This window comes from Acinetobacter sp. V89_7, from assembly GCF_029967895.1.
GTDB lineage: Bacteria > Pseudomonadota > Gammaproteobacteria > Pseudomonadales > Moraxellaceae > Acinetobacter > Acinetobacter soli.
Genome location: NZ_JASCAJ010000026.1, coordinates 1 through 26,898, shown reverse-complemented (window position 1 = coordinate 26,898; position 26,898 = coordinate 1). Strand labels below are relative to the sequence as shown.

At 41.9% G+C, this 26,898-nt stretch carries 25 protein-coding genes; 8 read left to right on the top strand and 17 right to left on the bottom strand.

Going from position 1 to position 26,898, the window contains the following annotated elements; all coding sequences use genetic code 11:
• The first annotated feature begins 6 nt into the window (after nt 1-6).
• Both QLG00_RS07910 and QLG00_RS07905 read left to right on the top strand, forming a co-directional pair.
• Nucleotides 7-1,056 carry a cyclopropane-fatty-acyl-phospholipid synthase family protein gene (locus QLG00_RS07910; RefSeq protein ID WP_004937999.1) on the top strand — a complete coding sequence of 350 codons (1,050 nt, stop codon included), beginning with the start codon at nt 7-9 and terminating at the stop codon, nt 1,054-1,056.
• Nucleotides 1,057-1,087: 31 nt separating this feature from the next.
• Complete coding sequence (locus tag QLG00_RS07905; protein ID WP_048766054.1) at nt 1,088-2,413, top strand: HAMP domain-containing sensor histidine kinase; 1,326 nt, start codon at nt 1,088-1,090, stop codon at nt 2,411-2,413.
• On the opposite strand, the gene QLG00_RS07900 is transcribed toward QLG00_RS07905, so the two are convergent.
• From QLG00_RS07900 to QLG00_RS07885, 4 genes are all read right to left on the bottom strand, one after another.
• Entirely contained in the window at nt 2,410-3,105 is a 696-nt protein-coding gene (locus tag QLG00_RS07900; protein ID WP_025094687.1) for a response regulator transcription factor, read from the bottom strand. The genes QLG00_RS07905 and QLG00_RS07900 overlap by 4 nt on opposite strands.
• Before the next feature lie 17 nt (nt 3,106-3,122).
• Nucleotides 3,123-3,626, bottom strand: coding sequence for a chalcone isomerase family protein (locus tag QLG00_RS07895; RefSeq protein ID WP_282470766.1), 504 nt, complete (start codon nt 3,624-3,626; stop codon nt 3,123-3,125).
• A complete protein-coding gene (locus QLG00_RS07890; RefSeq protein ID WP_025094686.1) occupies nt 3,599-4,168 on the bottom strand; it encodes a nuclear transport factor 2 family protein in 570 nt (189 codons plus the stop codon). The genes QLG00_RS07895 and QLG00_RS07890 overlap by 28 nt, the downstream gene beginning before the upstream one ends.
• 131 nt (nt 4,169-4,299) lie before the next feature.
• Entirely contained in the window at nt 4,300-4,848 is a 549-nt protein-coding gene (locus QLG00_RS07885; RefSeq protein ID WP_282470765.1) for a GNAT family N-acetyltransferase, read from the bottom strand.
• Nucleotides 4,849-5,111: 263 nt separating this feature from the next.
• Here QLG00_RS07885 and QLG00_RS07880 point away from each other — a divergent pair, with 263 nt between their 5' ends.
• Nucleotides 5,112-5,345, top strand: coding sequence for a hypothetical protein (locus QLG00_RS07880; protein ID WP_004937983.1), 234 nt, complete (start codon nt 5,112-5,114; stop codon nt 5,343-5,345).
• A 37-nt stretch (nt 5,346-5,382) separates the two neighbouring features.
• On the opposite strand, the gene QLG00_RS07875 is transcribed toward QLG00_RS07880, so the two are convergent.
• From QLG00_RS07875 to putA, 5 genes are all read right to left on the bottom strand, one after another.
• Nucleotides 5,383-6,183 (bottom strand): undecaprenyl-diphosphate phosphatase, encoded by an 801-nt coding sequence (locus QLG00_RS07875; RefSeq protein WP_004937982.1) that lies wholly within the window; start codon nt 6,181-6,183, stop codon nt 5,383-5,385.
• Nucleotides 6,184-6,462: 279 nt separating this feature from the next.
• On the bottom strand, nt 6,463-6,681 hold the full coding sequence (locus QLG00_RS07870) for a hypothetical protein (RefSeq protein ID WP_004937977.1): 219 nt from the start codon (nt 6,679-6,681) through the stop codon (nt 6,463-6,465).
• Between the two features lie 185 nt (nt 6,682-6,866).
• Nucleotides 6,867-7,094 (bottom strand): hypothetical protein, encoded by a 228-nt coding sequence (locus QLG00_RS07865; protein ID WP_004937974.1) that lies wholly within the window; start codon nt 7,092-7,094, stop codon nt 6,867-6,869.
• 251 nt (nt 7,095-7,345) lie between these two features.
• On the bottom strand, nt 7,346-8,431 hold the full coding sequence (trmA, locus tag QLG00_RS07860; RefSeq protein ID WP_282470764.1) for a tRNA (uridine(54)-C5)-methyltransferase TrmA: 1,086 nt from the start codon (nt 8,429-8,431) through the stop codon (nt 7,346-7,348).
• Between the two features lie 186 nt (nt 8,432-8,617).
• Nucleotides 8,618-12,385, bottom strand: a complete 3,768-nt coding sequence (gene putA / locus QLG00_RS07855; protein WP_282470763.1) for a trifunctional transcriptional regulator/proline dehydrogenase/L-glutamate gamma-semialdehyde dehydrogenase — start codon at nt 12,383-12,385, stop codon at nt 8,618-8,620.
• A gap of 121 nt (nt 12,386-12,506) precedes the next feature.
• Between putA and QLG00_RS07850 the strand changes: the two genes are divergently transcribed.
• Nucleotides 12,507-13,007 carry an Lrp/AsnC ligand binding domain-containing protein gene (locus QLG00_RS07850; RefSeq protein ID WP_004937965.1) on the top strand — a complete coding sequence of 167 codons (501 nt, stop codon included), beginning with the start codon at nt 12,507-12,509 and terminating at the stop codon, nt 13,005-13,007.
• A gap of 28 nt (nt 13,008-13,035) precedes the next feature.
• Here QLG00_RS07850 and putP read toward each other — a convergent pair whose 3' ends face one another.
• From putP to QLG00_RS07825, 5 genes are all read right to left on the bottom strand, one after another.
• Nucleotides 13,036-14,529 carry a sodium/proline symporter PutP gene (putP, locus tag QLG00_RS07845; RefSeq protein WP_282470762.1) on the bottom strand — a complete coding sequence of 498 codons (1,494 nt, stop codon included), beginning with the start codon at nt 14,527-14,529 and terminating at the stop codon, nt 13,036-13,038.
• Between the two features lie 386 nt (nt 14,530-14,915).
• A complete protein-coding gene (locus QLG00_RS07840) occupies nt 14,916-15,617 on the bottom strand; it encodes an NAD-dependent deacylase (protein WP_282470761.1) in 702 nt (233 codons plus the stop codon).
• Nucleotides 15,618-15,664: 47 nt separating this feature from the next.
• Complete coding sequence (locus tag QLG00_RS07835) at nt 15,665-16,951, bottom strand: MFS transporter (protein WP_025094681.1); 1,287 nt, start codon at nt 16,949-16,951, stop codon at nt 15,665-15,667.
• A gap of 327 nt (nt 16,952-17,278) precedes the next feature.
• Complete coding sequence (locus QLG00_RS07830) at nt 17,279-18,190, bottom strand: alpha/beta hydrolase (protein ID WP_048764254.1); 912 nt, start codon at nt 18,188-18,190, stop codon at nt 17,279-17,281.
• Nucleotides 18,191-18,198: 8 nt separating this feature from the next.
• On the bottom strand, nt 18,199-18,741 hold the full coding sequence (locus QLG00_RS07825; RefSeq protein ID WP_004947673.1) for a PadR family transcriptional regulator: 543 nt from the start codon (nt 18,739-18,741) through the stop codon (nt 18,199-18,201).
• Nucleotides 18,742-18,864: 123 nt separating this feature from the next.
• Between QLG00_RS07825 and QLG00_RS07820 the strand changes: the two genes are divergently transcribed.
• Together QLG00_RS07820 and QLG00_RS07815 are read left to right on the top strand one after the other, a co-directional pair.
• On the top strand, nt 18,865-20,892 hold the full coding sequence (locus QLG00_RS07820) for an NADPH-dependent 2,4-dienoyl-CoA reductase (RefSeq protein ID WP_025094678.1): 2,028 nt from the start codon (nt 18,865-18,867) through the stop codon (nt 20,890-20,892).
• A gap of 111 nt (nt 20,893-21,003) precedes the next feature.
• A complete protein-coding gene (locus tag QLG00_RS07815) occupies nt 21,004-22,083 on the top strand; it encodes an alpha/beta fold hydrolase (RefSeq protein WP_004937948.1) in 1,080 nt (359 codons plus the stop codon).
• Nucleotides 22,084-22,104: 21 nt separating this feature from the next.
• Here QLG00_RS07815 and QLG00_RS07810 read toward each other — a convergent pair whose 3' ends face one another.
• The gene (locus QLG00_RS07810) at nt 22,105-23,004 is read right to left on the bottom strand and encodes a LysR family transcriptional regulator (protein ID WP_004937946.1); all 900 of its coding nucleotides are present in this window, start codon (nt 23,002-23,004) and stop codon (nt 22,105-22,107) included.
• A 100-nt stretch (nt 23,005-23,104) separates the two neighbouring features.
• Nucleotides 23,105-23,545: a guanosine-3',5'-bis(diphosphate) 3'-pyrophosphohydrolase gene (locus QLG00_RS07805; protein ID WP_282470760.1), complete on the bottom strand. Its 441-nt coding sequence runs from the start codon at nt 23,543-23,545 to the stop codon at nt 23,105-23,107.
• A gap of 164 nt (nt 23,546-23,709) precedes the next feature.
• On the opposite strand from QLG00_RS07805, the gene QLG00_RS07800 reads away from it, so the two are divergent.
• Entirely contained in the window at nt 23,710-24,036 is a 327-nt protein-coding gene (locus tag QLG00_RS07800) for a hypothetical protein (RefSeq protein WP_282470759.1), read from the top strand.
• Nucleotides 24,037-24,046: 10 nt separating this feature from the next.
• On the opposite strand, the gene QLG00_RS07795 is transcribed toward QLG00_RS07800, so the two are convergent.
• A complete protein-coding gene (locus tag QLG00_RS07795) occupies nt 24,047-24,994 on the bottom strand; it encodes a LysR substrate-binding domain-containing protein (RefSeq protein ID WP_119026054.1) in 948 nt (315 codons plus the stop codon).
• Between the two features lie 220 nt (nt 24,995-25,214).
• On the opposite strand from QLG00_RS07795, the gene QLG00_RS07790 reads away from it, so the two are divergent.
• Entirely contained in the window at nt 25,215-26,435 is a 1,221-nt protein-coding gene (locus tag QLG00_RS07790; RefSeq protein WP_151795464.1) for an acyl-CoA dehydrogenase, read from the top strand.
• Nucleotides 26,436-26,898: the final 463 nt, after the last annotated feature.

Here is a 26,898-nt window from a genome sequence, read left to right as displayed (position 1 = left end):
CAATATATGGATTTTATCATTCAACAATCGCTCAAACTGGTCGAGAGTGGCCTTGTACCCGATCAGGCCATTCGTGCGGCTATTCGTGCGCTCAGTAAAAAACGTCTGATTCAGGAAGGTCGTTATGATCCTGAACAGGCCGCCCAGCGTTATATGGATGTGCTGAATACCCTCAAGCACAGTGAAATTGCCATTGAAACCGACAAAGCCAATGAGCAGCACTACGAACTACCGACCGAATTTTTTCAGGCCGCATTGGGCAAGCGCTTAAAATACAGCGCATGTTACTTCCCGACTGCCAAAACCACCCTAGACGAAGCCGAAGAGTTTGCTTTACAGATATACTGTGAACGCGCTCAGCTTAAGGATGGTCAGCAGATTTTAGAGCTGGGCTGTGGCTGGGGATCTTTTACACTCTGGATGGCAGAGCGTTACCCAAATGCCTCAATCAAGGGCGTGTCTAATTCGGCCACACAACGTCAACACATCTTGGCCCAAGCGAAACAGCGTGGACTCAATAATATTGAAATCCTGACCTGTGATGTGAATGTACTTGAACTTGAAAAAGGGCAGTTTGATCGCGTGGTATCGGTCGAAATGTTTGAGCATGTGCGCAATTACCAGCGTTTATTTGAAAAAATTCAAACATGGCTGAAAGATGATGGCTTATTATGGTGTCATATTTTCTGTCATCGATTCTTGCATTACCCATTTGAAATTAAGAACGAATATGACTGGATGTCGAAATACTTCTTTACTGGTGGTCTGATGCCGTCGGTCTCGACATTCTTACATTTTCAGGATCATTTAGAGCTCAGCCAGCAGTGGCAGTGGTCAGGTGAGCATTATGAGCGTACCGCCAATGCATGGCTTGAAAACATGGATGCGCATGAAACTGAACTCAAACCGTTGTTTGAAAAAATTTATGCACAAGATGCAGATGCATGGTGGCAGCGCTGGCGCATATTCTTTATGGCCTGTGCCGAGCTGTTTGGATTTGACCAAGGTCAAGAGTGGGTCGTTGGGCATTACTTATTTAAAAAGAAGGCTGCCTAACACACAAATTGGCTGTTATTGAGTTGTAAATATGTTGAAGTTCTACCGCAACGACCATTCCAATCATCCTGTGGCTGATGTGTTTAATCGATACTATTGGCTACAGATTGTTTTGATTGCAATGTCGATTGTGGTGGGCTTGGCATGCAGCGCATGGGTCATTAAAGGCTCTTTATTAAAAACTGCCCTTGAGCAGGAGATGGAGCATTACTGGATTCGCGTTCAGCGTAATCCGAATGCGAATTTACCCGATACCAAAAACTTGTATGGCTATCGATGGCTCACCAATAACCCACCGCCGCGTTTTAAATCTTATACCTTCAAGCCTGGTGTAAACCGGATGTTTATTGATGGTAAAGATCGTATGACAGTTTATGGTGAGAAAAATGGTCAGCATGTCTTGCTCGTTTTTGGTGAAAGCAACGTCAATAAATTGATCTGGCTGTTTGGTCTTGCACCACTCATGTTTAGCTTATCTGTTTTATACAGCTTTTTGTGGTGGTCAAACCGGCGGGCAAAGCGCTATTTTTCTCCTATTACACGATTGGCCAATGCGCTTGAACAAATCGATTGGGCGCATCAAACCGAGCAATCGCCATTTGCCCAAATCAGTACCAATGGTAATTTAGAAGCAGAATACCTTAAGCAGGCGCTAGAAAAGTACCATCAAGTTTTGACCGAATTTATCCGCCGAGAGCGCGAGTTTACAGGGGATGTAAGCCACGAGCTGCGCACACCGCTTACGATCTTAAAGGGCAATTTACAGTTATGCCAAGTTAAGTTTGGCCAAGACAAATCCTTGCTGCGTATGCACAATACCATTGAGGACATGCAGCTTTTGGTCGATACACTTTTGGCAATAGCGCGAAATACCACCAGTAATCTAAATACTGAACATCATTATTTGTCTAAAATCGTCGATGATCTGGTGATGGATCTGGCCGATATGAGTCAGGTCAAAGGCATTGATATTGAAATTCAGTACGAAGAAGCCGAGCAAAAGCGCTGGCTATATCCTTCCATGACCAAAATGGTGCTCAGTAATATCTTGCGTAACGCTTTAAATTATTCGCAAGGTACCCAGATCGATATAATCTTGCAAAAAAACAGCCTTATTATTGCCGATAATGGAATTGGATTGGATTTACCCAACGATGCCAAAGTGCAAGAGCTCAATGAATCTCAGTTGAAGCTCGATGTAAAAGGGCATGGAATTGGTTTACAACTGGTGCAAAAACTGTGTAAACAGCTCAACTGGCGCGTAGAGCTGTTCGACCGTCAATATTATCTTTTAACCCATCCAGAACTAATGCTGCAAAATACTACAGGATTGATTGTTGTGGTTTATCTTTGTTAAGAGGCGCTTTGTTCAATCGCAATCTTTAAACCCACTCCTGAAACGGTGTGTAATAGTTTTTGTTCAAAGGGTTTATCAATCATTTTTCTTAGATTATAAATATGGCTTCTGAGTGCATCGCTCTCAGGCTCTTCTTCACCCCATAATTCCATAATCAGTTCTTGCTTGGTCACTACTTTAGGTGACTGACGCATTAATGTTTTGAGTAATTTAAACTGAATCGGTGGCAGTTCTATTGAATGACCGTTTCGTATGACGCGCTGAGTAGATGTGTCTAATACAAGATCGTGTATTTTGATTTGGCTATTAGACACCTCGCCAGAAGCACGCTTAATGAGGGCACGAATGCGGGCAACCAGTTCGTTGAAGTCAAATGGCTTGATCAAGTAGTCGTCTGCACCAGCAGAAAACCCCTGAAGTTTATCTTCAACAGTATCACGCGCTGTGAGCATGAGCACAGGTAAATCCAGTCCTTGATCGTTTCGTACCCAGTCACAAAGCTGGTAGCCTGTACCGTCTGGTAAGTTCACGTCTAATAAAAGCAAATGAAAAGGCTGTGACTTTAAGAAGTTTTTGGCAGCGTCAAGGTTACGCGCATGGTCAACCACGTAACCATGCGCCTCTAAAAACTCACAAACCGTTGCAGCCAGCTCAAAATGGTCTTCGACCATGAGTATAAAATGATGGCTCATAAGATGAAGCGAATCCATTAATTGAGAAGTTGTTGTTTTAACTTAGCATTAAATGGCGCTGCACCAAACCAAATTTTAAAATAATCATTGGCATGCGGATCGGTAATTGAACCAAGCAGTTTATTGTTTAAAACCAGATCCAGTTTCTGATTTTGCATTTGATAGCCAATGCTATACAAATCTCCCGATTTTACTGGCCGATAGAGCGCGGTAATCTGGTTCAAAGGGGATTTACTGCTAAAGCCAGAAATATTTTTTTCCAGAAAATGTGTGGCCGCTTTTTTAAATGCCCATTCTGGAATATCACGGGTGTAGTAGAAGTCAAGCCGGATATCCTGCGTATTCCATGCCTTAGCACAATCTTGCGCATAGTAGCTGACTTTACCGACATTTTTGAGCGTCACCACAATTGGTGCTGTACTGCATTTTTTTAATTCGCTGGCCGATGCTGTTTGTGTCATCCATAATGATGACACGCCCAACACACTACCAATTACGATTTTTTGAATGGTAATACCCATTTGTAAGCTCCTCCAAATACAGGTAATGAACGAAATAAGCCGTTAGCAGGGTCCCAGAAATCTTGCTGGAAAATAATCTGTTGTTGCGGATTCACTTTAATTTCGCTGATACCGTAGGAGTCCATAGTTTTGGTACTACCGAACATCTTGAAGTCATAAGCCATGTGCCAGTGAATATATGCGGAGTCTTCATGATGGGTCGCGCTGATGAGTTTTACGGTCACGTTGCTCACGCGTTTATTCATGCCTTCAAAATGCTTCACCAATTCTTGCTTATTAGAAAACTGAGATAAAGTATCGTTGATGTAAAGCTGATCGGCATATAGATTACTGGCATTTTTCACAAATGACGGTGTACCGAGGGTATTAAAGGCACCCACAAATCGCTGGCCGATGTCCATAGCTTTTTGATCATCCATCACTACACCATTCACTTGCTCACGCGCTTTAGTGTAATCACTGGTATATGCTGGCATGCTTTTACAGGCACTCAGACTCAAAATCGTAATGGCCGAGACGGCAAGTGTCGTGATTCTTTTCATCATTGGGTTCACCCTTAATTTATCTTTATCAATCAAAGGTAGGTGAAAAGGTGTGAACTGGGCGTGAAATTTATACGTCAGATCGTGATCAAACGTATAGCTTGCGTTATTGAATATTAAGTTAAAAAACGTTAAACATCATCATATGGTTCAACTGGCGTCTCTAGCGTGAGCTGATAAAACGCGGCATCGAGCCAGCGTCCAAATTTAAATCCCGCTTGAGTGATAGTGCCCGAATAACGAAATCCGAGTTTTTCATGCAATTTAATACTGGCTACATTGGTTGCATCAATACATCCGACCATCACGTGCACATCAGCGGCTTTCGCTCGTTCGATCAGTGCTTGCATCAGCACGATGCTCAAGCCTTGGCCACGAAAATCTTTATGAATATAAACGCTGTGTTCGACTGTATATTTATAAGCCGGAAATGCCCGAAATGTGCCAAAGCTTGCAAAGCCCATCAATTGACCTTGCGCATTGACTGCGCCGATGACAGGAAATTGGTGTGTGCGTTTGGTTTTAAACCATTGCACCATACTTTCTTGCGTGCGGGGTTTGTAGTCGTACAATGCAGTTGAATTCACAATCGCATCATTGAGAATATCCAGAATCTCAGTTGAATGTTGTTGTTCCGTACAATCCACAAGACGTAATGCTTCAACAGATGGCTTCGACATCAAAAATTATCCTTATTGACAGACACGATAGCGCTTTATTGCAGAACAAATCGCGCTAGGAGAAAAAGCTGCAAAAGAGTAGCAGAAAATCAGCAAAATACCAAAATGAGATAAAGATGTAGTTATAAGGCGCAACAGGTTAAATCAACAAATCAAATAAACGGCTTTCATCGAATTGTTTTAAATTGTCATCACGCTATGAACCATTTTCAATTTAGTACAGAATACAAAAGAAAAGGAGTGAAAAAAATGGGTAAATCTGAATGAAAACAACAGTCAAATATGTAGTACTTAAAGGGGACGATTATCAGCTTGGAACCCCTTTGCATGAAGAGCAGCTCGATGCGCCAGCAGATTTTTTTGACAAAATTCCTGATCAGTTAACATTAAATCAGCGCAATTTTCGTTTGAAGTATAAAGAGTTGAATCGCAAATATTCGCATTATGATGAAATTGAAGAGGCGCAGCACATTGTAGTGAAGCTGATCGCAATTTAAAAAAAAAGCTCAGAGCATACTCTGAGCTTTTTTATATTTAAAACATCACCAGCATGATGATGGCACCGAGTGCAATCCGGTACCAAGCAAATACGCGTAAAGTATGCTTCTCAACAAATCGAACCAGTGCTCTGACCACAAACAATGCAGAAATGAAAGCTGCAACAAATCCAAGCCCGATATTGAGCATATTGTCTGATGTTAAAATACTGGCATTACGCATGAGGTCATAGGTGGCTGCACCCAGCATGGTTGGCATGGCCAAGAAGAACGAAAATTCGGTCGCTGCTTTACGAGATAAACCTGAAAGCATACCACCAATAATCGTTGCACCTGAACGAGATGTGCCTGGAATCATGGCAATACACTGTACAAAACCCACAATGATGGCTTGCTTGAAAGTAATGCGTGTGGCTTCGGTAGTAGATGGCTTAAAGTCACGAGACTCAACCCAGAAAATAATGAGTCCACCTACAATCAGCGCCACCGCCACAACCATTGGGCTAAACAACACCGATTTAATGAAATCGACGGCCAATACGCCAATAATCACCGCGGGGAAAAAAGCAATCAGAACGCTAAACGTAAAATGTCGTGCTTCTGCATCACCGCTAAAAAAGCCTTTCACCAAATCGATAATTTTTTTTCTGTACAGCCAGCACACCGCGAGAATGGCACCTAACTGGATTACGACTTCAAATGCTCGACCGCTATCGGAATGAAAGTCAATTAAATGACCAAATAAGATTAAATGTCCTGTACTCGAAATCGGTAAAAATTCTGTTAATCCTTCGATAAAACCTAAAAATAACGCTTTAAAAGCTTCAAGATTTCCCATGAAATATTGTACTCATCTCTAAAATCGTTGAGTGGAAGATGTTTTTTAGAATAAAAACGTACCTTATCTTAAAGTAAACAATTCCTTGATCAATAAAAAAGATAAAATAATTTGAATTTGATAATGAGAATTGTTTGCGTTTATTGTTTTTTTGTTATATGATGATCTCCGAAGAGTTCGAGAAGGCTCTTCAATAAAACAATAATAATCATCACTACCAGAGGTAGTATTACAGCGTGATCCTCAAAACCCATAGCCAGTGCTATGGGTTTTTTTATTTTAATGTGGTTTAGATGCAGCTTGCATTTGCTGCTTCAGATACAAGTCGACATAATACTTCTCGACATAATCATCGGCATATTGATTTGCGACACAGCGTGTCTGTGTTTTTTCTACTTTTTTTACTGCTACTGTTGGATCTACTTGTTGCACAACCCACCATTCGCGATCAATTCTGCGTACAGAAAAAAGTTCTTTCTGGTATTTACGTTTAGCCATTAAAGATCCATAAACATGAACAAAGTGAGTGATTTCTACGTGACCCTGCGCATGAAGTCAAGTCGACTTTGATGAGCTTGTATATTTTAAAATCATTAAACAAACGCCTAGAAAACAAAAAAGCTGACATCTGTTTAGATATCAGCTTTTTTGGATCATGCAATCAATTTACACAGGTAAAATGGCTATTGCACCGGACGATGATTTATTTCATTCAACTCTTTACGGCTGTAACCGCGAGACACCAAAACCTTTTTAATTCCTTTGATGATATCTTCATCAGTTGCTTTTGCCAAAGCAGCAACGAGCTGCTCGTTTGTTTTGCAAGAACAATCGTTTTCAACACAAGCAATTTGGTTTTTATGCTCGTTGTTGATCTCATCTGATGAGAACAGTTTATGCCAAAAACTCATAGAGCCTTCATAATCAACTTAACATAGCTCGAAATATAGCCAAATTAAATAAAAATACAAGATGACCAAAGTGATAAAAGCAACAATCAAACTCTAAATTTTCCGATGATAAATTTAAAATTTAACGAAATTATGACAAGGCTAGGGGCTTGATCTTTGATTTAATTTGATTTTTAGCTATAAAAAATGATTAAAGAAGAATAGGTTACATCTATAACCTATTCATTATTCTTTACAATGCAATAAATTGTTTAAATTCTTTCGAGTAATACACCCGATTCAACATGATGGGTAAACGGGAATTGATCAAACAAAGCGAAGCGTCTAATTCGATGTGTTTGAGTCAGGGTTTTTAAGTTGTCGTATAAGGTATCCGGGTTACACGAGATATATAAAATACGCTCAAATCCTTGCAGAAGTTTTAGGGTCTCATCATCAATTCCGGCGCGTGGTGGATCGACAAAAACCGTATCAAATTGATAGCCATCAAGCTCGATTTGTGCTTCTTGTAGGCGTCTGAAACTACGTTCACCGCGATAGGCTTCAGTAAACTCTTCGGCCGAAAGTCGGGCAATTTGGATGCTATTAATCTGGTTTTGTGCAATGTTCCACTGCGCAGCATAAACAGAACTTTTTGCAAGCTCAGTCGCCAACACACGATTGAAATGTAATGAAAGCGGCAAGGTAAAATTACCGTTTCCACAATAGAGTTCAAGCAAATCCTTATTTTTACCCTGAATGGTATCGCAGGCCCAAGTGAGCATCTTTTGACAAACAATGGCATTTGGCTGGGTGAAGCTGCTTTCGATTTGTTTGTATTTAAAAGTGCGGCCATGAACCTGTAATTGCTCTACCACATAGTCATCACCGATAATGACTTTCTGACCACGGCTACGTCCCATGATCTTGATATTGAGTCGATCTGCCAGTGCTTTGGCCGCAGCTTCCCAGTCAGCGTCTAGTTTACGATGATAAATCAGCGTAACCAGCATTTCACCACTCAGTGTTGCCAAAAAATCGACTTCAAAAATACGCTGTGATAGCACAGCATTCGCCTTGAGCTCTGCCAGTAAAACAGGCATGAGTGCATTAATGCTTTGATCAGCAATTGGAAACGTATCAACACGTACCACAGCTTTATTTTTGCCTTCGTCTGCGCGTTCAAACATGGCATAGAACAAATCATTTTCGGTATGCCAGATACGAAACTCAGCACGCATACGAAAATTTTGCTCTGGCGAGTCAAATACTTCCAATGTTGGCGCATTAAATTCCTGAAATTGGCGGGTGATTCGTTCAATTTTATCTTGAAGCTGTTGCTGATACGTTTGAGACATAAATATGAAAAATAACAAGAATCGTCAAAGCGCAAATAGTAGCAAAAAAAGCAACTATCAGGGAGAAAACTTATCATGGCTTTAAGCACAGCCATAATATTTTTAATGCGCTCAATGTAAAAAAGCACGCCATGTTTCTCACTTGGCGTGCTTTTAGTGAAAAGACCTTTATTTTGAAATAATCATCTATTCCGAAATGGTCATCAAGCTGGCATTACCTCCAGCAGCAGCCGTGTTAATACTGATTGCATGTTCAATCAAAAGTCGCTCAAGTGGGATACGGACACTTGAATCTTGCATATGCGTAATACCCACAATAGCTCCTTGACGTGCTGCAACTTGTGTTTGCAATTTTTCCAGTTGATCGGCAGTACCGTGATGCAAGACAGCATCGAAATTCCCATGCTCGACATGACCAATTTCAATAATTGCCTGACGAATCGCTTGAGGCAATTTTGAAGCATAACTTTGCATAAAACTGTGACCTTGCAAAATGGCCACTTCGCTTTGTACTGCAAAAATCGCGAGCATTTGATGCACGACATCGACATGATTCGTTGCAACTGTCAAAACACGCTTGCGCGGTAGCATCATATAGCGGTTGATTTCGCCAGTCGGGCCTTGCAAATCAAACGCTTGCCCTACGCTAACTGTATCAATTGCAGGGAAGTTCGCTTCAGGCAAATGCTGTTTAGCCCAACTCAGTAGCTCATTAAACAGTTTTGGACGTTCAGCGCGAATATGATGGTCTGGTTGCACACCAAAAGGCATACTTAAGCTTTTTTCTGAACAGCTATTCATCAAGCGGTATACATAAAGCGGACCACCGGCTTTAGGCCCAGTACCCGATAAGCCTTCTCCGCCAAAAGGTTGTACCCCCACCACAGCACCAACGATATTACGGTTGATGTATAGGTTGCCGACTTCTGCATGTTCCACCACGGTATTGATTGTTTCATCAATTCGAGTGTGCAGTCCCATGGTTAAACCATAGCCCTTGGCGTTGATCCGCTCAAGTAAAGCCTGAATTTCGCCATGCTTATAGGTAATGACGTGTAATACCGGACCAAATACTTCGTGTTCTAAATCATCGAGATTTGGAAGTTCAATTAGGGTTGGCAGTACGAACGTTCCGTTTTGTAGCACCAATTGGCTTTTGGCATCTTGATTTAAAGCAAGCTGATGAACCGGATAGCCCTTACTGCGCATTTTTTGGATATGCTGATCGATGGTTTGTTTGGCTTCGCCATCAATCACAGGGCCAATATCCGTTTTCAAAATAAACGGATTACCCACCAAAAGTTGTTGCATCGCACCTTTGAGCATGTCAATTAACACTTTAGCGTTGTCTTCTTGCACACATAAAATACGAAGTGCAGAGCAGCGCTGGCCGGCGCTGTCAAATGCCGAGTTGACGACATCTAGCACCACCTGTTCGGTTAAGGCCGATGAATCGACAATCATCGCATTTTGACCGCCCGTTTCCGCAATCAGCGGAATAGGCTCGCCAGTCGTTGAAACGCGTTTGGCAACTGTCTTTTGCAAAATTTTCGCGACTTCGGTCGAACCGGTAAACATGATGCCCTGAACACGATCATCTGAACTAAGCTTAGCACCAACCGTTTCACCACGCCCTGGCAATAGTTGCAGCACAGCACGTGGAACACCCGCTTCATGCAAGATGCGCACTGCTTCAGCAGCAATTAAAGGCGTTTGCTCGGCAGGTTTTGCAATGACACAGTTACCAGCCACCAAGGCAGCTGCAATCTGACCTGAAAAAATTGCTAAAGGGAAGTTCCAAGGGCTAATACAGAGCACTGTGCCAAGTGGGCGAATCGTTGTAGATTCATGGATGCTCTCGATCTGGGTCGCATAGTAACGTAGAAAATCGACGGCTTCACGTACCTCGGCAATCGCATTGGCATACGTCTTACCGGCTTCACGACATAAAAGGATCATGAGCGCCTGCATGCGGTCTTCCATTAAGTCTGCTGCACGCTTTAATGCTGCTGCGCGTTCACTTTTATGGGTGCCTGACCAACCGATTTGTGCTTGTATTGCTGCCTGTAAAGCAATCTCAACATGTGTTTCAGTTGCTTCTTGTACATAACCGACCAAGTCTGCATGAACAGCAGGGTTTAAAATGGCCTGTGATGTAACGTCAAACTCAAGCGATGCATCTGCAAGCAAGGGCTGACTGTTCCACACCTGATGCTGCAATGCCTGTGCCGTTTCATTTAAGGCAATCAGGCTGCTGTCATCGGCAAGATCAAAGCCTTTCGAATTCTGACGTGCATCGCCATATAATGCATGTGGCAGTGCAATAGCAGGATGTTTGAGACCAATGCGTTGTTCACGCTTGGCAGTGGCATGAATTTCATCAAATGGTGATTGAATCAATGCTTCGATTTTTAGGTTTTGATCGGCAATACGGTTAACAAAAGAGGTATTGGCACCATTCTCGAGCAAGCGGCGTACCAAGTAGGCGAGTAAGGTTTCATGGTTACCCACTGGTGCATAAATACGACATGGAATACCGAGTTTATTGTCGCTACGCGAACCTACGACTTGCTCGTATAGCGGTTCTCCCATGCCATGTAAGCATTGGAACTCATACTGACCTGCATAATACTTGCTCGGGTCTGCCAGATGGTAAATGGTGGCTAATGACTGTGCATTGTGTGTTGCAAATTGCGGATAAATATACGCTGGTGCGTCCAGCAATTTTTTGGCACACGCAATATATGATAAATCGGTGTGAACCTTACGTGTGAATACAGGGTAGTCGCTCATCCCGTCGATTTGGGCTTTTTTGATTTCGCTGTCCCAATAAGCACCTTTTACCAAACGAATCATCAGACGTTTCTGGCTACGTTTGGCCAGATCAATCACGTAATCGACCACGTAGAAACAACGTTTTTGGTAAGCCTGAATGACAAACCCAATACCTTTCCAGCCTGCAAGTTCTGGCTCAAAGCACAATCGTTCTAAAAGTTCGAGTGAGATTTCAAGACGATCGGCTTCTTCTGCATCTATGTTGAGTCCAATGTCATAGCGTTTCGCCAGTTGTGCCAGTTCAAAGACTTTTCCATAAAGCTCATCATGTACACGTGCAATTTGAGCGCGTTGATAACGAGGGTGCAGTGCAGATAACTTAATCGAAATTCCTGGACCATCATACACGCCCTTACCTTGAGCGGCTTTGCCGATCGCATGAATGGCTTGTGTGTAATCGTTAAAATAACGTGCAGCATCATGATCGGTGAGAGCAGCTTCGCCCAGCATGTCGTATGAATAGCGAAAGCCTTTGTGTTCAAGCGGTTTAGCATGATTCAGCGCTTCTTCAATGGTTTCACCTGTCACGAACTGTTCGCCCATCATGCGCATCGCCACGTCAACTGCTTTACGGATGACACCACGACCACTACGAGCAATGATCGAGGTGAGCAAGCCCGATAAACTTCCTTGTTTAGGCGTTTCCATCAGCTTACCGGTCAGCATTAAGCCCCAAGCTGCTGCATTGACAAACATCAGGCTACTTTGACCTACATGGTCTTTCCAGTTGCCTTGATTGATTTTGTCACGAATCAGTAAGTCGCGTGTTGCTTTATCAGGAATACGTAAAAGTGCTTCTGCCAAGCACATGAGTGCAATTCCTTCTTGCGAGGACAGCGAAAATTCCTGCAATAAACCCTGCACAATGCCTGCCTTACCAGCAGAACTCTTACGCTCACGTAATGAGTTGGCCAGATTAAACGCAACTTCGTGAATCTGATGATTCAATTCATCTGAAATTGTCGCGGCATTCAATAAGGTTTCGACGATTTCTGGTTCTGCACGGCGCCAAGCACTGTTAATTCGTTCTTCCAGCTCGGTTTTTTGTTTAAATTCCGTGATGTAACCAAAGTTAGGTTGTGCTTCATGCATTTTCGGGTTGCTGTCCATCATGTTCATGTCAAATTCCAATGACGATCTCTAAAGGATATTGTCTAAAGAGGTTTAGATAATTTATGATTACAGAATAATTACCGAATAACTCGCTATATTCTTGGCATTTTTTAGGGAAAAAATTTGTATGGATGGGGCAATTTCAACATTAGATCGGGTTGATCTGAAAATTCTCGATATTCTTCAAAAAGATGGTCGAATTTCAAACATAAAGCTCGCAGAAGAAGTCAGTCTGTCACCTACTGCGGTCATGGCGCGTGTACAGAAACTAACCAAGGAGAATTATATTCTGGGCTATCAAGCCAAGCTCAATCCAGAAAAGCTCAATGCGAGTTTTTTAGTATTTGTGGAAGTATTACTCGATAAAACCACATCGAATGGACTCGACGAATTTATTGAGGCTGTATCGGAATATCCTGAAATTATTGAATGTCATATGACCAGCGGCGGTTTTGATTTCTTAATGAAAATTCGCAGTGCCAATATGGAAGAGTACCGAAAGTTTGCTGGGCAAACCCTGTGGCAATTGCCTGGAGTCAAGGAAACGCGAAGTTATCCGGTTATGCAAGTGGTCAAAGAAACCTCTCGAATTAAGCTAAATAAGCGCACTACAAAAAAAGGGGCATAACGCCCCTTTTTTTAGATCATATGATGCATTATTTCGAGCTATGGTAAAGACGATCGGCTTCTTCAAAACGATCCGTAACTTCACGTGTTGGTGGTTTGCCCATGAGGCTCACAACCACAATGGTAATTGCAGCCAAGATAAAACCAGGAATAATCTCGTAAATACCCGTTGACGCAAATAGGTTTTTCCAGCCAATCACCACCACTGCGCCTACAATCATACCTGCAACCGCAGCATTTAAAGTCATGCGTTTCCAGAACAACGAGAAAATAATTAATGGACCAAACGCGGCACCAAAGCCAGCCCAAGCGTACGCTACAAGGCCCAAAACTTTACTTTCCGGGTTGCTTGCCAACCAGATTGCAAATACAGAAATCGCCAGAACCATCAAGCGACCAACCCAGACCAATTCTTTTTGAGAGGCATTTTTGCGAAAGAATGGCTTATAAAAATCTTCGGTTAAGGTACTCGAGCAGACCAGAAGCTGACAGCTCAACGTACTCATCACAGCAGAAAGAATACCTGCCATCACAATACCGGCTACCCACGGATTAAACAAAATCTGTGCAAGCTCCATAAATACCAATTCAGAGTTTTTACTCACATTTCCGGCAAGCTCAGGATGACCTTGGAAGAAGGCAATACCAAAAAATCCTGCTCCGACAGCGCCACCTAAGCACAGAATCATCCAAGACATACCAATTCTACGTGCAGCTGGAATTGATTTGACCGAGTCTGCTGCCATAAAACGAACGAGGATATGCGGCTGCCCAAAATAGCCTAAGCCCCATGCCATTGCTGAAATCATGGCAATAAAACTCACACCAGAGAACATGTTCATGGCTTGTGGACGAGCTGTTTCAATGAGCTGCGTAAATTGCTGCTGACCGTCTCCAATCGCTAAATACGCAAAAATAGGCGTGAGCAATAAAGCAAATAGCATCATGGCAGCTTGAAACGTATCGGTCCAGCTAATGGCAAGGAAGCCACCAATACACACGTAACTGATCGTGGCAATCGCACTGATCCAGAGCGCCATGGTGTAATCCATACCAAAAATCGTTTCGAACAAGCGTGCGCCTGCAACCATGCCTGAAGCACAGTAAATCGAGAAGAAAATCAGAATGATCAGCGCAGAAGATATGCGAAGTAATTTTTTCGTATCATTGAATCGATTGGTAAAATAATCGGGGAGAGTGAGTGCGTTAAATTGCACCTCAGTATGCACGCGTAAACGGCCTGCGACAAACAACCAGTTTAACCATGCGCCGATAATCAGACCAATTGCGATCCATGCTTCGGAAAGACCCGATAAGTAAATCGCACCTGGTAAGCCCATGAGTAACCAACCACTCATGTCTGATGCACCAGCCGACAATGCTGTAACAAAACTTCCTAAGCTGCGTCCGCCCAGAATGTAGTCTGAAAAATTAGTTGTGGCTCTATACGCATAGAGACCAATACAGACCATTGCCACGATGTAAAATACAAACGTGATCACGGTTGGATTGATAGAATTCATGAATGGGACCTATCCTTATGTACTTTTACGTGTGTAATTCAACCAGTCCAAATAATAATTTGGTTGCCTAAAAATAAGGCTGAGATATAAACACGGATGCCAAAATAATAACTGTTAACTTTAAGTATACATTATGTAATTTTATGTAAAAATATCTTGTGTGTAGAGATTAATTAATAACCTATAAAATTCAATGTATTATTTATCGAAAATAAAAATCAAAAGCCATTTGATGGATTTAAATACAAAAAATGATGATATTTAAATCGAAAGGATGAAAATCAAAGCAGTTTTGTAATTTTGTGTATCTTAAAAAGTGAGCAATTGTGTAAGCATTGAACAAATTGAAGGTGATGTGTGGATAAAAAGCACCCAAAATGGTCAAATTATTTACTTTTTAACGTCTCGGATAGTGTTTTTACACCCTTAGATGCTGTCATTTTGAGCAACTGATACTGCTTTGGAACGCGATGATAGTCGGCTTTCGGATCGATATAATACGCTTCACATGAGCCAGATATTTCGTGGATTAAACCTGCGACCGGATAAACGCTTAAGGTTGAACCAATCACGATAAATATATCGGCTTGACGAATTTGATGGATTGCATCTTGATAAGCAGGTACAGATTCACCAAACCAGACCACATGTGGCCGAAGTGGATAGCCGTCTTTACAGTAATCCCGATCTAGTTTTAATTCGCTGCCCCGAATAGGATATAGCTCTTGGGTGATTTGTGCATCTGGACCACTGGTTTTGGCAAATCGAATATTGCCGTGCAAATGTAAAACACGGCTAGAGCCAGCACGCTCGTGCAGATCATCAATATTTTGAGTAATCACGTTCACATCAAATTGATGCTCTAGAGCGGCAATCGCCAGATGTGCCGAGTTAGGGGTCGCGTTTAAAATGTTTTTACGCCGTTCATTATAAAAACGCTGTACAAGTTCAGGATCTTTTTGCCAAGCTTCTGGCGTTGCCACATCTTCAATTTTGTAATTTTCCCACAGTCCATCACTATCTCGAAATGTATGAATACCACTTTCGGCACTCATACCGGCACCAGAAAAAACCACTAATTTTTTCATGTTGTTCTCCTTGATATAAAAAATCCACCCGAAGGCGGATTTGAAATTTATTTGTCGTGATGCAAATATTCTGGTTCTTTCGGTAATTTAAAACTACAGAAGAAACAGATGGCAAGCATCACCATCACATAAATGAAGAATTCGTTTTCAATACCTGCCTGTTTAAATTGCAGGGCAACCGCTGGCGCTGAACCACCAAAAATGGCATTTCCGACAGCATAAGAAAACCCAACGCCCAATGCCCGTACATGTGGTGGAAACATTTCTGCCTTAATTAAACCACTAATAGAAGTGTATAGGCTCAGAATCATCATCAGAAAAACCAGTAAAGCCGTCACGATTACCGGTGAATCACTAAACTGACGCATTCCAATGACCATAACTGGATAAATAAATACAATGCTCAATCCACTAAAAAGCAGCATGGATGCACGACGACCAATCCGGTCAGAGAGTGCTCCAAATAGTGGTTGAGCAATCATATAAATAAACAGTGCACAGGTCATCATGTAGCCAACAGTTCGGCCTTCAATACCCAAGCTGGTGATATAGGTTTTTGAATATACGGTTAAAACATAAAAAGTTAAAGAACCTGCCGAGGTATAACCCACCACCAGTAAAAAGGTAAACCAGTGCTTTTTAAATAGCTCGCGCAATGAACCCGATTCTTTTTTGTCGCTGTCTTCATGCGACAAGGTTTCTTCAAGTTTGCTTCGTGCTAAAAGTGAAATAATTGCTGCGATGCCGCCAATCACAAATGGAATTCTCCAGCCACCATCCATGAGTTGTTGTTCGGTCATAAAGGCCAGCATGATCACACCGAGCAAGCTTGCCAAGAGCTGGCCGCCTGAAAGGGTCACATATTGAAACGACGCATAAAAACCGCGTTGGCCTTTAAGCGCAATTTCACTCATATAAGTAGCAACAGCACCGTATTCACCACCAACCGATAAACCTTGTAGCAAGCGTACCATTAATAATAAAAAGGGTGCTGCAATACCAACCTGATCATAGGTCGGGAGTGCGGCAAATAAGAAGGAGCTGACCGCCATCAGGCTAATTGAAATCACCATCGACTGTTTTCGGCCATGTTTATCGGCAATTCGACCAAATAACCAGCTACCAATTGGGCGCATAAAAAAGCTGGCTGCAAAAACGCCCCAAACATAAATACCTTGAGCGGTTGAACTCATGTCGGGTGCAGTCAATGCTCGCTGAAAATACATGGCAAAAACGGCGTAGATATAAAAGTCAAACCATTCAACTAAATTCCCTGAAGATGCTCCGACAATTCCCATAACGCGTTTGCGTTTTTCTTCTTTGCTATATACCACTTCACTCATCTAATAAATATCCTTATGGTCGGTCTAGTTATGGTCATCATATATTTTTGACATGATCAGATACGTTTGTACCTGTTGTCTAACAAAAGCATCAAACTACAGCAGGACGGGACTGTCTAGGGTAAAAAATCAGAATTCTATTAATTTATACAGAGTTTTAAACAATACTTTTCACGTTAATTTTATTAAGTTTTTGAATTTATTCTGTAAATCCTAAAAAAGCCAACATCTTTTATTGGCTTTTTTATAAGCATGAAAATATTAACATAATTCTATGTTTTTATTGATAAAAACGATTGAGACGAAGTTTTTCTCAAACTAGTGTACTTTCTTCAAAAAATGCCCAATCTCGGTTCTAAATTTTTTTGGCTCCGTAATGAGCGGTGTATGACCAGACTTTTCAAAATAAATAGGCTGAGCATTTTTTAACTGATGAGCAATTAATGTCTGACCTTGTTCTGGATAAAGTGTCGACTGTTTTCCAATGAAAAATGTGGTGGGGCATTCAAGTGCCTGTAAAGCGGTTCGATAATCTTCGGTATGATTCAAATAATTTTGTACATACCATCTGAGGTAATCTAAGCGCTGAATCGGAAGTACATGTTTTTGAAGTTTTGGGTATTGCAGAGCCAGCTTGAATATTTTGGGTATAAATGAGTTGCTGCTTTGAAACTCGATAAACTTCAGCCATGTTTCAACCAGCTCCTGTTGGTGAGTCAGCGGAAGTTCCTCTAGATATTGAACGGATGCATGTGATTGTAAAAGTGCGTTAATCAAATGAAGAAAACGTCTAAATTCGGTATAACGTTCACCAAAAAGACCAAACTGCCACGTGCTATCGACACGTATTTTTGGAGTTTGATCGATATGTAAATAACCTTTTAATTTCTGTCCTAAATGACCGTATTGCATACCATGCATTGCAGTGGTTGCACCCATCGAGTATCCGATAAGGGTAAACTGTGTCAGTTTGAGCTCATCAATCAAGTGTTCAACATCACGCCAGTGGCTAGAAATTGAATCTAGCTCTTGCGGTATCGCACAATGTTGTGATCGACCAAAACCACGCCATTCAGGAATAATAAACTCAAAGCCTTTGGTATATGAAAGTAAAAAGGGAAGCCATTGCCAGCTCAACATACCTAAACCAGAAAGTACCAACACTGGCTCGCCTGATCCAAAACGTCTGACAAATAATTGCTCTTGATCCGGCATAGTATAAAAAGGCATGGCTGGTCCTATTGGTTAATTAGTGCATTTAATTCAGGAATGACTTCATCGAGCCATTTGATCCATTCTTGCTCCATGGTAATGCCCAATTCTAAAATTTTTCGATGAATAAACAATACCCGGTTTTCTGATGTGTTGTGTTTAAAATCTTTATCGTAGATGGTTTGGTAGAGCTTCAGTTTTTCTTGATGAATTGCCAAGTGTCGCTCGAGTTCAGGCAGGATTTGATTGCCACCCAGTTGAGCTTCTGCACGTAAACGAACCATCAAATCATCACGGAGTTGAGACGGTTCACTTTGCTGGAGCAACCAGCTTGAAAGTTCTATTCGACCGAGCTGTTCCACCTGATAGGTTTTTTTACGCGTGTGACTTGAGGCTTCATCAATGGTTGAAATCCAGCCTTTAGCCAGCATCGCACTGAGTTCACGATAAATCTGTTGATGACTGGCGTTCCAGAAAAATCCCATCGAGCGATCAAAACGTCGGGCGAGTTCAAATCCGGAACTGGGTTTCTCCAATAAGCTGGTCAGTAAAACATGTGAAAGCGACATAGCCATCCTAAAACTCGATGTGACGCTTCAGATTATGCAATAAGTTGCATAGAAAGCAAATTTTGTTTATAAGTTTATGCAACATATTGCATAAAGCGCGCTTATGCCAGCCAGGGAGATTATATGTCAACGCACTATCCGCACTTATTGGCACCATTAGATTTAGGATTTACTACATTAAAAAATCGTATCTTAATGGGATCGATGCATATTGGACTTGAAGAAGCACCGGGTGGATATGCGCGTATGGCTGCATTTTATGCAGAGCGTGCTCAAGGTGAAGTGGGGCTTATTGTGACGGGTGGTATCTCGCCAAATGATGCAGGCCGAACTTTTGCACATGCTTCAAAACTAGATACGCTCGAAGAAGCGGAAAAACATAAAGTTATCACACAAGCTGTGCATGACGCTGGCGGTAAAATTGCCATGCAGATTTTACATACCGGTCGTTATTCTTATCAGCAAGAAATTGTCGCGCCGTCCGCCATTCAGGCACCCATTAACCCGATCAAGCCGCAACAACTTAGTTCAGCTGAGGTCTGGCAGACAATATCCGACTTTGTCAATTGTGCCAAGCTCGCACAATATGCGGGTTATGATGGCGTAGAAATTATGGGATCAGAAGGTTATCTCATCAATGAGTTTATTGCTGCTCGAACCAATCATCGAGATGATGAATGGGGCGGTCAGTACGAAAATCGCATTCGCTTTCCAATTGAAATTGTAAAGCGTACTCGTGAAGAGGTTGGTGAAAATTTTATTATTATTTACCGACTGTCGATGCTTGATCTGGTCGAGGGCGGCTCAACCTTAGATGAAGTCATTCATTTAGCCAAAGAAATTGAAAAAGCCGGTGCAACAATTATCAATACCGGAATTGGCTGGCATGAGGCACGTATTCCCACCATTGCCACTAAAGTGCCGCGAGCCGCATTTACATGGGTGACCGAAAAAATTCGACCTCACGTGAAAGTGCCACTGATTACATCAAACCGTATTAATACCCCTGAAATGGCAGAGTACGTACTTGCAAGTGGACATGCCGATATCGTCTCAATGGCACGCCCGATGCTGGCCGATCCAGAATTTGCTTTAAAAGCCCGCGAGGGACGTAGTGATGAAATCAATACCTGTATTGGTTGCAATCAAGCCTGTCTGGATCATATCTTTAATGGCAAGGTGGCCTCGTGTTTGGTCAATCCACGCGCATGCCATGAAACCGAACTCAATTTTAAAGCAGCGGCTACACCGAAAAAAATCGCTGTCGTTGGCGCAGGTCCGGCAGGTTTAAGTTTTGCCACCTATGCTGCCAGTCGTGGTCATAAAATCAAATTATATGAAGCCGCTGAGCAAATTGGCGGGCAATTTAATATTGCCAAAACCATTCCGGGTAAAGAAGAATTTTACGAAACGCTGCGTTACTTTAATCGCCAGATTGAACTGCAGCCGAACATTGAGCTGGTTTTAAACTACAAAATCGATTATGACGAATTAGCCAAGTCAGACTTCGATGATATTGTTATTGCAACTGGCGTTACACCACGTCATCTCAATCTCGAAGGTATCCAGCATCCGAAAGTGTTGAGTTACCTCGATGTACTTAAAGCCCGTCAGCCAGTCGGTCAAAAAGTTGCGATTATCGGTGCGGGTGGTATTGGCTTTGATACCGCAGAGTTTCTTACCCATGAAGGCGAAAGCGGCAGTATTCACCCTAAGAAGTTTTATGACGAATGGGGAATTGATACCTCGTACAGCCAAGTTGGTGGCTTAAAAACTGCGGCGGTTGAGCACAGTGCACGTGAAATATATTTGCTACAACGTAAAGCCAGTTCGGTCGGAGCAACACTGGGGAAAACCACGGGTTGGATTCATCGTACAGGTTTAAAAAATCGTAATGTGAAAATGATTGCAGGTGCACAGTATGAAAAAATTGATGATCAGGGTTTACATATTCAGGTCGGTGAAAAGACCACAGTACTTGATGTCGATCATGTCATTATCTGTGCGGGACAAGAATCGTTTACGGCGATGTATGAACCACTCAAGCAGCTTGGCAAAAATGTACATTTGATTGGTGGCGCCAAAGAGGCGGGTGAGTTAGATGCCAAACGTGCTATCCGTCATGGTGCAGAGCTTGCGGCTATGATTTAAGTTTTTGTTCATCCTTAAGGTTTAGGCTGTCGATTGGTCTAGGCCTTTTAAAATATCGGTTCGCTAATTTTTCGAATGTTGTTCTAAATTCCTATAAAGTTGATACATTTCATGAAAAAGATAAATGTGCTAAAAAAACTAACAGATACGCTTGATCGTTTGACAGGAGCGGATTATCCCCAAATCTATCTGCATCCTGAGAGCGGTCTTCATCAGCACATGCAAAAGCTCACCCAATTAAATGCCAAGTATCGCCCGACACCTTGGCTCTTTAACGAGCATCTTCAGCTTCTTTATTTTGATTTGGTTAAAAAACGCTTTATCCGCCAGCAATATGATCATATCGATTATTTAAAGATGCAAGACGGCGGGGAAACTGCAATTACGTGGGTCGGTTCGCACTTACCCGCAGACACGCCCACGATTGTCATCTTGCATACCATTACCGGTTCTCCGTCTAGTATGCGTGAGTTGGTTCGTGACTTACACCGCTTTACTGGCTGGCGGATTGCACTTTGTGTGCGCCGTGGACATGCCGATTTAAACTTTTCTATACCGCAATTTAACTTGTTTGGTTCAACTGCAGACTTAAAAGAACAACTTGATTTTATTCGTCTTAAGCTCCCCCAATCAGATTTGTATGCTGTTGGATCATCGGCTGGATCGGGTCTACTGGTGCGTTACTTGGGTGAAGTTGCAGATCAGTCATGTTTTAAAGCCGCATTTGCATTTTGTCCGGGTTACAACATTGAAACGGGTTTTGATAAAGTTCATCCGGTTTATAGTCGATATATGGCAAAAAAAATAATCAATCGCTTTGTTAAGAAACACCTGCAAGGTTGGTCACATATCGATAATTTAAAAGAACTCCTGACATCTAAAAATTTAACCGAGTTTCATCTTCGCTACTATCAGCTTGCTGGTTTTTCAAACTATCAAGACTATACGTTGGCCACCAATCCCATGCACGTTTTTAAGCAAATCAAAGTGCCATTGATGGTACTTAATTCGCAAGATGATCCAGTGTGTCATATCGACAACTTTGCACCTTATCTGCCTGAAATTCAGGCTATGCAGAACATTGCCGTCGTGACCACCAAGAAGGGAAGTCATTGTGCGTTTTATGAGGGGTGGCGCACACAATCATGGGCCACCAAGCTCATGGCAGATTTTTTTCTAAGTCAGAAGTAAGTCTTTTTGCTTAAGCGAATATCAGCGCTCGGTTAAATGCTCAACCAAGTAATCGATAAACACACGAACAGCGGGCAGTAATCCACGACGTGAAGGATATACCGCATGAAATACGCCATGCGGTGCTTTCCATTCAGGTAAGACGCGAACCAATTCACCCGATTTAACATAGTCGCTGGCAATGGTATCGGGAAGTAGCGCGATACCGCAGTTTTGTGCGGTAATATTGGCAAGTACAGAAAGGTTAGATGCCATCACCACCGGATTGACTTTGATTTTCTGTAGTTCATTGCTTTGGCTGTACAAGCTAAACTGCTGATCTAAATGCTCATCCGATAAACTCAAAATCCGATGATGATGCAAATCTTCGGGCGCTTTAACAGAGCCGTATTCGTTTAAGTACGCCTGACTGGCAAAAAGATGTTGCTCGATGATGGAGAATTGACGTAACACCAGACTCGGATCATCATCAAGATTTGAGCGAACGCGAAGCGCAATATCTATGCCTTCATTGACAATATCAACACGTCGATTACTAATGATCAGTTGAACTCGAATTTCAGGATACTGTTTTAAAAAATTCGGCAGCAGTTTCGACATCTGATTTTGTGCAATATCGACAGGAACACTCACTTTAATCACGCCACGAGGCTGGATACTCAAGTGATCTACCAGATCATGTGCAGCTTGTGCAGCATTCATCATCACTTGTGCATGCCGATAAATATTCATCCCGATATCGGTCACTGCAAAGTGTCGAGAGCTACGCTGAATTAAGCGGACGCCTAAATTCTCCTCAAGATTGTATACGCGGCGACTTAATTTTGACTTTGGAATATCTGTGGCACGCTCGGCAGCACTGAAACCACCGTGTTCAACCACAAGAGCAAAGCAATAAAAATCGTCTAAATCTGTGAGCATGATGCATGTCCATATTTCTAAAAAATAGGGGTTTCAAATTTTTTCAGAGTATACCCAATATTTTTCTGAGGATATGTGATTACTCGGTAAATCATGCAATTTAGGCCAAAATAGACGAATTTGGATCAAGTAAATAGGCTTGCACTTTTTTATACTCTTCTAAACGCGCAAAATCACGGGCTGTAGGGTGACTAATTCGTTTTAAATCAATGTTGTCTTTTAGGTCGGCCAGTTTGACTGCTTTGGCCAATGGGTTATTTACAATTCGCTTTGCGGCTGTAAATCGGCTCTCGCCGGGTTTTTTGGTGAGCGCAATCACTGCATCAATAATATCTTGGCTAAAACCCAGTGAAATTAGATCGACAATTGTGGTGTCGGTGTCTTCAAGTAAGTCGTGCATCACTGCAACAATTTTTTGTTCTAAAGTTTCCAGATGAAGCATAAGTCGTAATGGATGTAAGATATAAGGTTGTCCAGCTTTGTCTACTTGTCCCGCGTGTTTTTTTGCTGCAAGTCCGATTGCTTTTTCCAAAGTTGACATGAATGCTCCAGTATTGAATGACATGACATTAGTAACAGCACTGCGCTTAGTACTCACTTAAGCACGCTACACTGGCAAGATCAATCCGACATCAGTCGATTTCAAACGATTAGATGCAAACAAATATTTCTTTTACACTATGTGAACCCTTTAGAGAATGAAATATGACTTATCAATTAATTCTTCAATCAGATGCATCAGTGAATATCGATTGCCCGATATGCAAACACCCAGTTATTGACTGGTCGCAAGAACAATATGTTCAGCCCTGCGAACATACTCTCTTTGTCGCGATGGATTTAGGATTCGAGTTTGTTTCCGATCGGTTTGAAGCGCAGATGCAACAACCTGTAGATGAATTACATGAAGATCCAGATATGAATATTTTTCATGCAATTACTTCAACTACATATCCTGTTCAAGTGATTGTCAAAGCCGATTTAGGTGTGCAATCGCTTTCACGCTACGTAGGATTTAGCGATCAACTTTAAAACGAAGAATTTAGAGAAACTGAGATTCAAATTCTCTGACTTCATGTTCGAGCCATTGAGTAAATTTTACAATCAATGCGTTTTTATGTTGCTCAGATGAAACAAAGTAATATGAACGAGTACCAACAAGCTCCACACGAGACACTCGTATCAAGTCACCCTGTTCAAGCTCTTTTTCAAGTAGCAAAGGCGGTATTAATGCAACGCCTAAATGATGCATCGCAGCGACAGCCAGCATTGAGAAAAGTTCATGGCGTTGCCCGTCCATTGCATAAGGATAGGCATAATCTGCTTGAGCAAACCATTCATTCCAGATGTAGGGGCGAGTGGTCTGCTGAAGTAAAGGGAGCTGACTAATTTGTTCTGCAGTCAAATCCAGACTTTCATTCTCGCCTGACACACACTCTGGAAAATATTTTTCAATCAGTGTTTTAGAGCAGACGGGGACTAACGCTTCTTCCATAAGAAACTGGATTTTGGCATCGGGCCAGTTTTCAATTTGTGCAGGAGTGCCGGCATAAATTGCAGCATCAAAAATATGCTCACTAAACAAAAAAGGTTTGGTACTGGTTTCTAAATGAATCGTAATCTCAGGATACAAACGATTAAATCGATAAAGTCGCGGCAGTAACCATCGTGTTGCGAAGGTTGGAACAACGCCCAGTTTTAGTGTTCCACCTAACCCCTTGTGCGCCATTAAATCCAGTGTGGCATGTTCGATACCGAGTAAATGTGATTTGATCGTTTTTAAATAACTCTCACCCGCTTGTGTCAGCTCAACTCCATGACGCGCTCGTACAAAAAGCGCCACAGCAAGAAAGTCTTCAAGTTGCTGAATTTGCCGAGAAACAGCACTTTGGGTAATCGATAATTCTTGGGCTGCTGCTGTATAACTACGATGTTTCGCGGCCGATTCAAAACATAATAATGCCTGTAAAGAAGGAATCATTCGTCGCATATTATGTATCCTAGATCATTCTTTTAAATATTAAAAAATGGCTTCTTAAATAAATCCATCTGAAACTCGAAAAGCACTTTTATTCTAAACCAGAAAATTGAAAAGCAAAAAATAAGATATGAGAAAAATGCATGACTACATGCGAAATTATCGTTTGTGGTACTCGTTAACACAGCCTAAGATGAAGAAATAACAGTTCAATCATTAGGCTAGGAAAGCAATGAATCATATGGTCGATCATACAAAAAAAACAGCACGCGTCCACTTCAATTGGGATGATCCTTTCTTAATTGAGCAACAGCTCACGAATGAAGAGCGCATGATTCGCGATGCTGCACATGCCTATTGTCAAGATAAACTCATGCCTCGAGTGTTAGAACAGTTTCGTCACGAAAAAACTGATCCAGCTATTTTTCGTGAAATGGGTGAGTTAGGTCTTTTGGGCCCAACCATTGATGAGCAGTATGGTGGTGCCGGTCTGAATTATGTCAGCTATGGATTAATTGCAAGAGAAATCGAACGTGTAGATTCGGGTTATCGATCTATGGCAAGTGTACAAAGTTCATTGGTGATGGTGCCAATTTCCGAATTTGGATCTGAAGCACAAAAACAAAAGTATTTACCGAAGCTCGCTACAGGTGAATATATTGGATGCTTCGGTTTAACAGAGCCGGATCACGGTTCAGACCCTGGAAGTATGATCACACGTGCAAAAAAAGTTGATGGAGGCTATCGTCTTTCGGGTGCAAAAATGTGGATCACGAACAGCCCAATCGCCGATGTATTTGTGGTTTGGGCCAAAGAAGTATCGAGTGAAGGAAATGTTGGCGAAATTCGCGGATTTATTTTAGAAAAAGGGTGGCAAGGTTTATCGGCACCAGCCATACATGGCAAGGTTGGACTACGTGCCTCTATCACCGGTGAAATTGTGATGGATAATGTTTTTGTACCTGAAGAAAATGCTTTTCCGGATATTAGAGGTTTAAAAGGTCCATTTACCTGCTTAAACAGTGCCCGTTACGGCATTGCTTGGGGTGCGATGGGCGCGGCAGAATTCTGCTGGCACACTGCACGTCAATACACACTGGATCGTAAACAGTTTGGTCGACCGCTAGCTGCCACCCAGCTTATACAAAAAAAATTGGCCGACATGCAAACCGAAATTGCATTAGGTTTACAGGCCGCACTTCGATTTGGCCGAATGAAAGATGAAGGATTGGCGGCAGTCGAAGGGACTTCACTCATCAAGCGCAACAACTGTGGCAAGGCGCTCGATATTGCACGTTTAGCTCGCGATATGATGGGGGGGAACGGAATCAGTGATGAATTTGGGGTTGCACGCCATCTGGTGAATCTTGAAGTAGTCAATACCTATGAAGGTACACATGATGTACATGCTCTTATTTTGGGGCGTGCTCAGACTGGTCTTGCAGCATTTTAGTTCTTTAAAAAACTCAGCTTCTAAAGAGATCATAACCATTCGAAATCACACGGCTTAAAATGCTCACTAAGCCGTGTGCTCATTTATTTTTTCAATTCGGAGAATACGTTCTACATATTATGAGACAATAAAAAGTAAATCTGATCTAAATTAATTCAATGAATCGGGTATAATTGACTGTTATATGATCGATATCGAGCTAAATCATATAATTTTGATTAAAAAATAAACCATTGTTTGTTTTTTTTAAAATAATACTTGCGTTGATTGGTTTTTTGCTTAGAATACGCAGCATCCCGACGCGATACACGAAAGCAACTTAGCTTACAGGGTTAAGTTGAAAGAAAGTGTTTTGCGTTGAATTTGTCTCTGACGAAGAGCAAATCGATCATTAAGAGAATAGAAGAACAACTTGTGTGGATTTTTACTGGTTGATTAATCGATATATATTATCATTAATTGA

Excerpts from the sequence above, each read along its gene's own strand:
- QLG00_RS07910 (WP_004937999.1), top strand. The coding sequence starts at position 7 with ATGGATTTTATCATTCAACAATCGCTCAAACTGGTCGAGAGTGGCCTT.
- QLG00_RS07905 (WP_048766054.1), top strand. The coding sequence starts at position 1,088 with ATGTTGAAGTTCTACCGCAACGACCATTCCAATCATCCTGTGGCTGAT.
- QLG00_RS07900 (WP_025094687.1), bottom strand. The coding sequence starts at position 3,105 with ATGAGCCATCATTTTATACTCATGGTCGAAGACCATTTTGAGCTGGCT.
- QLG00_RS07895 (WP_282470766.1), bottom strand. The coding sequence starts at position 3,626 with ATGGGTATTACCATTCAAAAAATCGTAATTGGTAGTGTGTTGGGCGTG.
- QLG00_RS07890 (WP_025094686.1), bottom strand. The coding sequence starts at position 4,168 with ATGAAAAGAATCACGACACTTGCCGTCTCGGCCATTACGATTTTGAGT.
- QLG00_RS07885 (WP_282470765.1), bottom strand. The coding sequence starts at position 4,848 with ATGTCGAAGCCATCTGTTGAAGCATTACGTCTTGTGGATTGTACGGAA.
- QLG00_RS07880 (WP_004937983.1), top strand. The coding sequence starts at position 5,112 with ATGAAAACAACAGTCAAATATGTAGTACTTAAAGGGGACGATTATCAG.
- QLG00_RS07875 (WP_004937982.1), bottom strand. The coding sequence starts at position 6,183 with ATGGGAAATCTTGAAGCTTTTAAAGCGTTATTTTTAGGTTTTATCGAA.
- QLG00_RS07870 (WP_004937977.1), bottom strand. The coding sequence starts at position 6,681 with ATGGCTAAACGTAAATACCAGAAAGAACTTTTTTCTGTACGCAGAATT.
- QLG00_RS07865 (WP_004937974.1), bottom strand. The coding sequence starts at position 7,094 with ATGAGTTTTTGGCATAAACTGTTCTCATCAGATGAGATCAACAACGAG.
- trmA (WP_282470764.1), bottom strand. The coding sequence starts at position 8,431 with ATGTCTCAAACGTATCAGCAACAGCTTCAAGATAAAATTGAACGAATC.
- putA (WP_282470763.1), bottom strand. The coding sequence starts at position 12,385 with ATGAACATGATGGACAGCAACCCGAAAATGCATGAAGCACAACCTAAC.
- QLG00_RS07850 (WP_004937965.1), top strand. The coding sequence starts at position 12,507 with ATGGATGGGGCAATTTCAACATTAGATCGGGTTGATCTGAAAATTCTC.
- putP (WP_282470762.1), bottom strand. The coding sequence starts at position 14,529 with ATGAATTCTATCAATCCAACCGTGATCACGTTTGTATTTTACATCGTG.
- QLG00_RS07840 (WP_282470761.1), bottom strand. The coding sequence starts at position 15,617 with ATGAAAAAATTAGTGGTTTTTTCTGGTGCCGGTATGAGTGCCGAAAGT.
- QLG00_RS07830 (WP_048764254.1), bottom strand. The coding sequence starts at position 18,190 with ATGCCTTTTTATACTATGCCGGATCAAGAGCAATTATTTGTCAGACGT.
- QLG00_RS07825 (WP_004947673.1), bottom strand. The coding sequence starts at position 18,741 with ATGTCGCTTTCACATGTTTTACTGACCAGCTTATTGGAGAAACCCAGT.
- QLG00_RS07820 (WP_025094678.1), top strand. The coding sequence starts at position 18,865 with ATGTCAACGCACTATCCGCACTTATTGGCACCATTAGATTTAGGATTT.
- QLG00_RS07815 (WP_004937948.1), top strand. The coding sequence starts at position 21,004 with ATGAAAAAGATAAATGTGCTAAAAAAACTAACAGATACGCTTGATCGT.
- QLG00_RS07810 (WP_004937946.1), bottom strand. The coding sequence starts at position 23,004 with ATGCTCACAGATTTAGACGATTTTTATTGCTTTGCTCTTGTGGTTGAA.
- QLG00_RS07805 (WP_282470760.1), bottom strand. The coding sequence starts at position 23,545 with ATGTCAACTTTGGAAAAAGCAATCGGACTTGCAGCAAAAAAACACGCG.
- QLG00_RS07800 (WP_282470759.1), top strand. The coding sequence starts at position 23,710 with ATGACTTATCAATTAATTCTTCAATCAGATGCATCAGTGAATATCGAT.
- QLG00_RS07795 (WP_119026054.1), bottom strand. The coding sequence starts at position 24,994 with ATGCGACGAATGATTCCTTCTTTACAGGCATTATTATGTTTTGAATCG.
- QLG00_RS07790 (WP_151795464.1), top strand. The coding sequence starts at position 25,215 with ATGAATCATATGGTCGATCATACAAAAAAAACAGCACGCGTCCACTTC.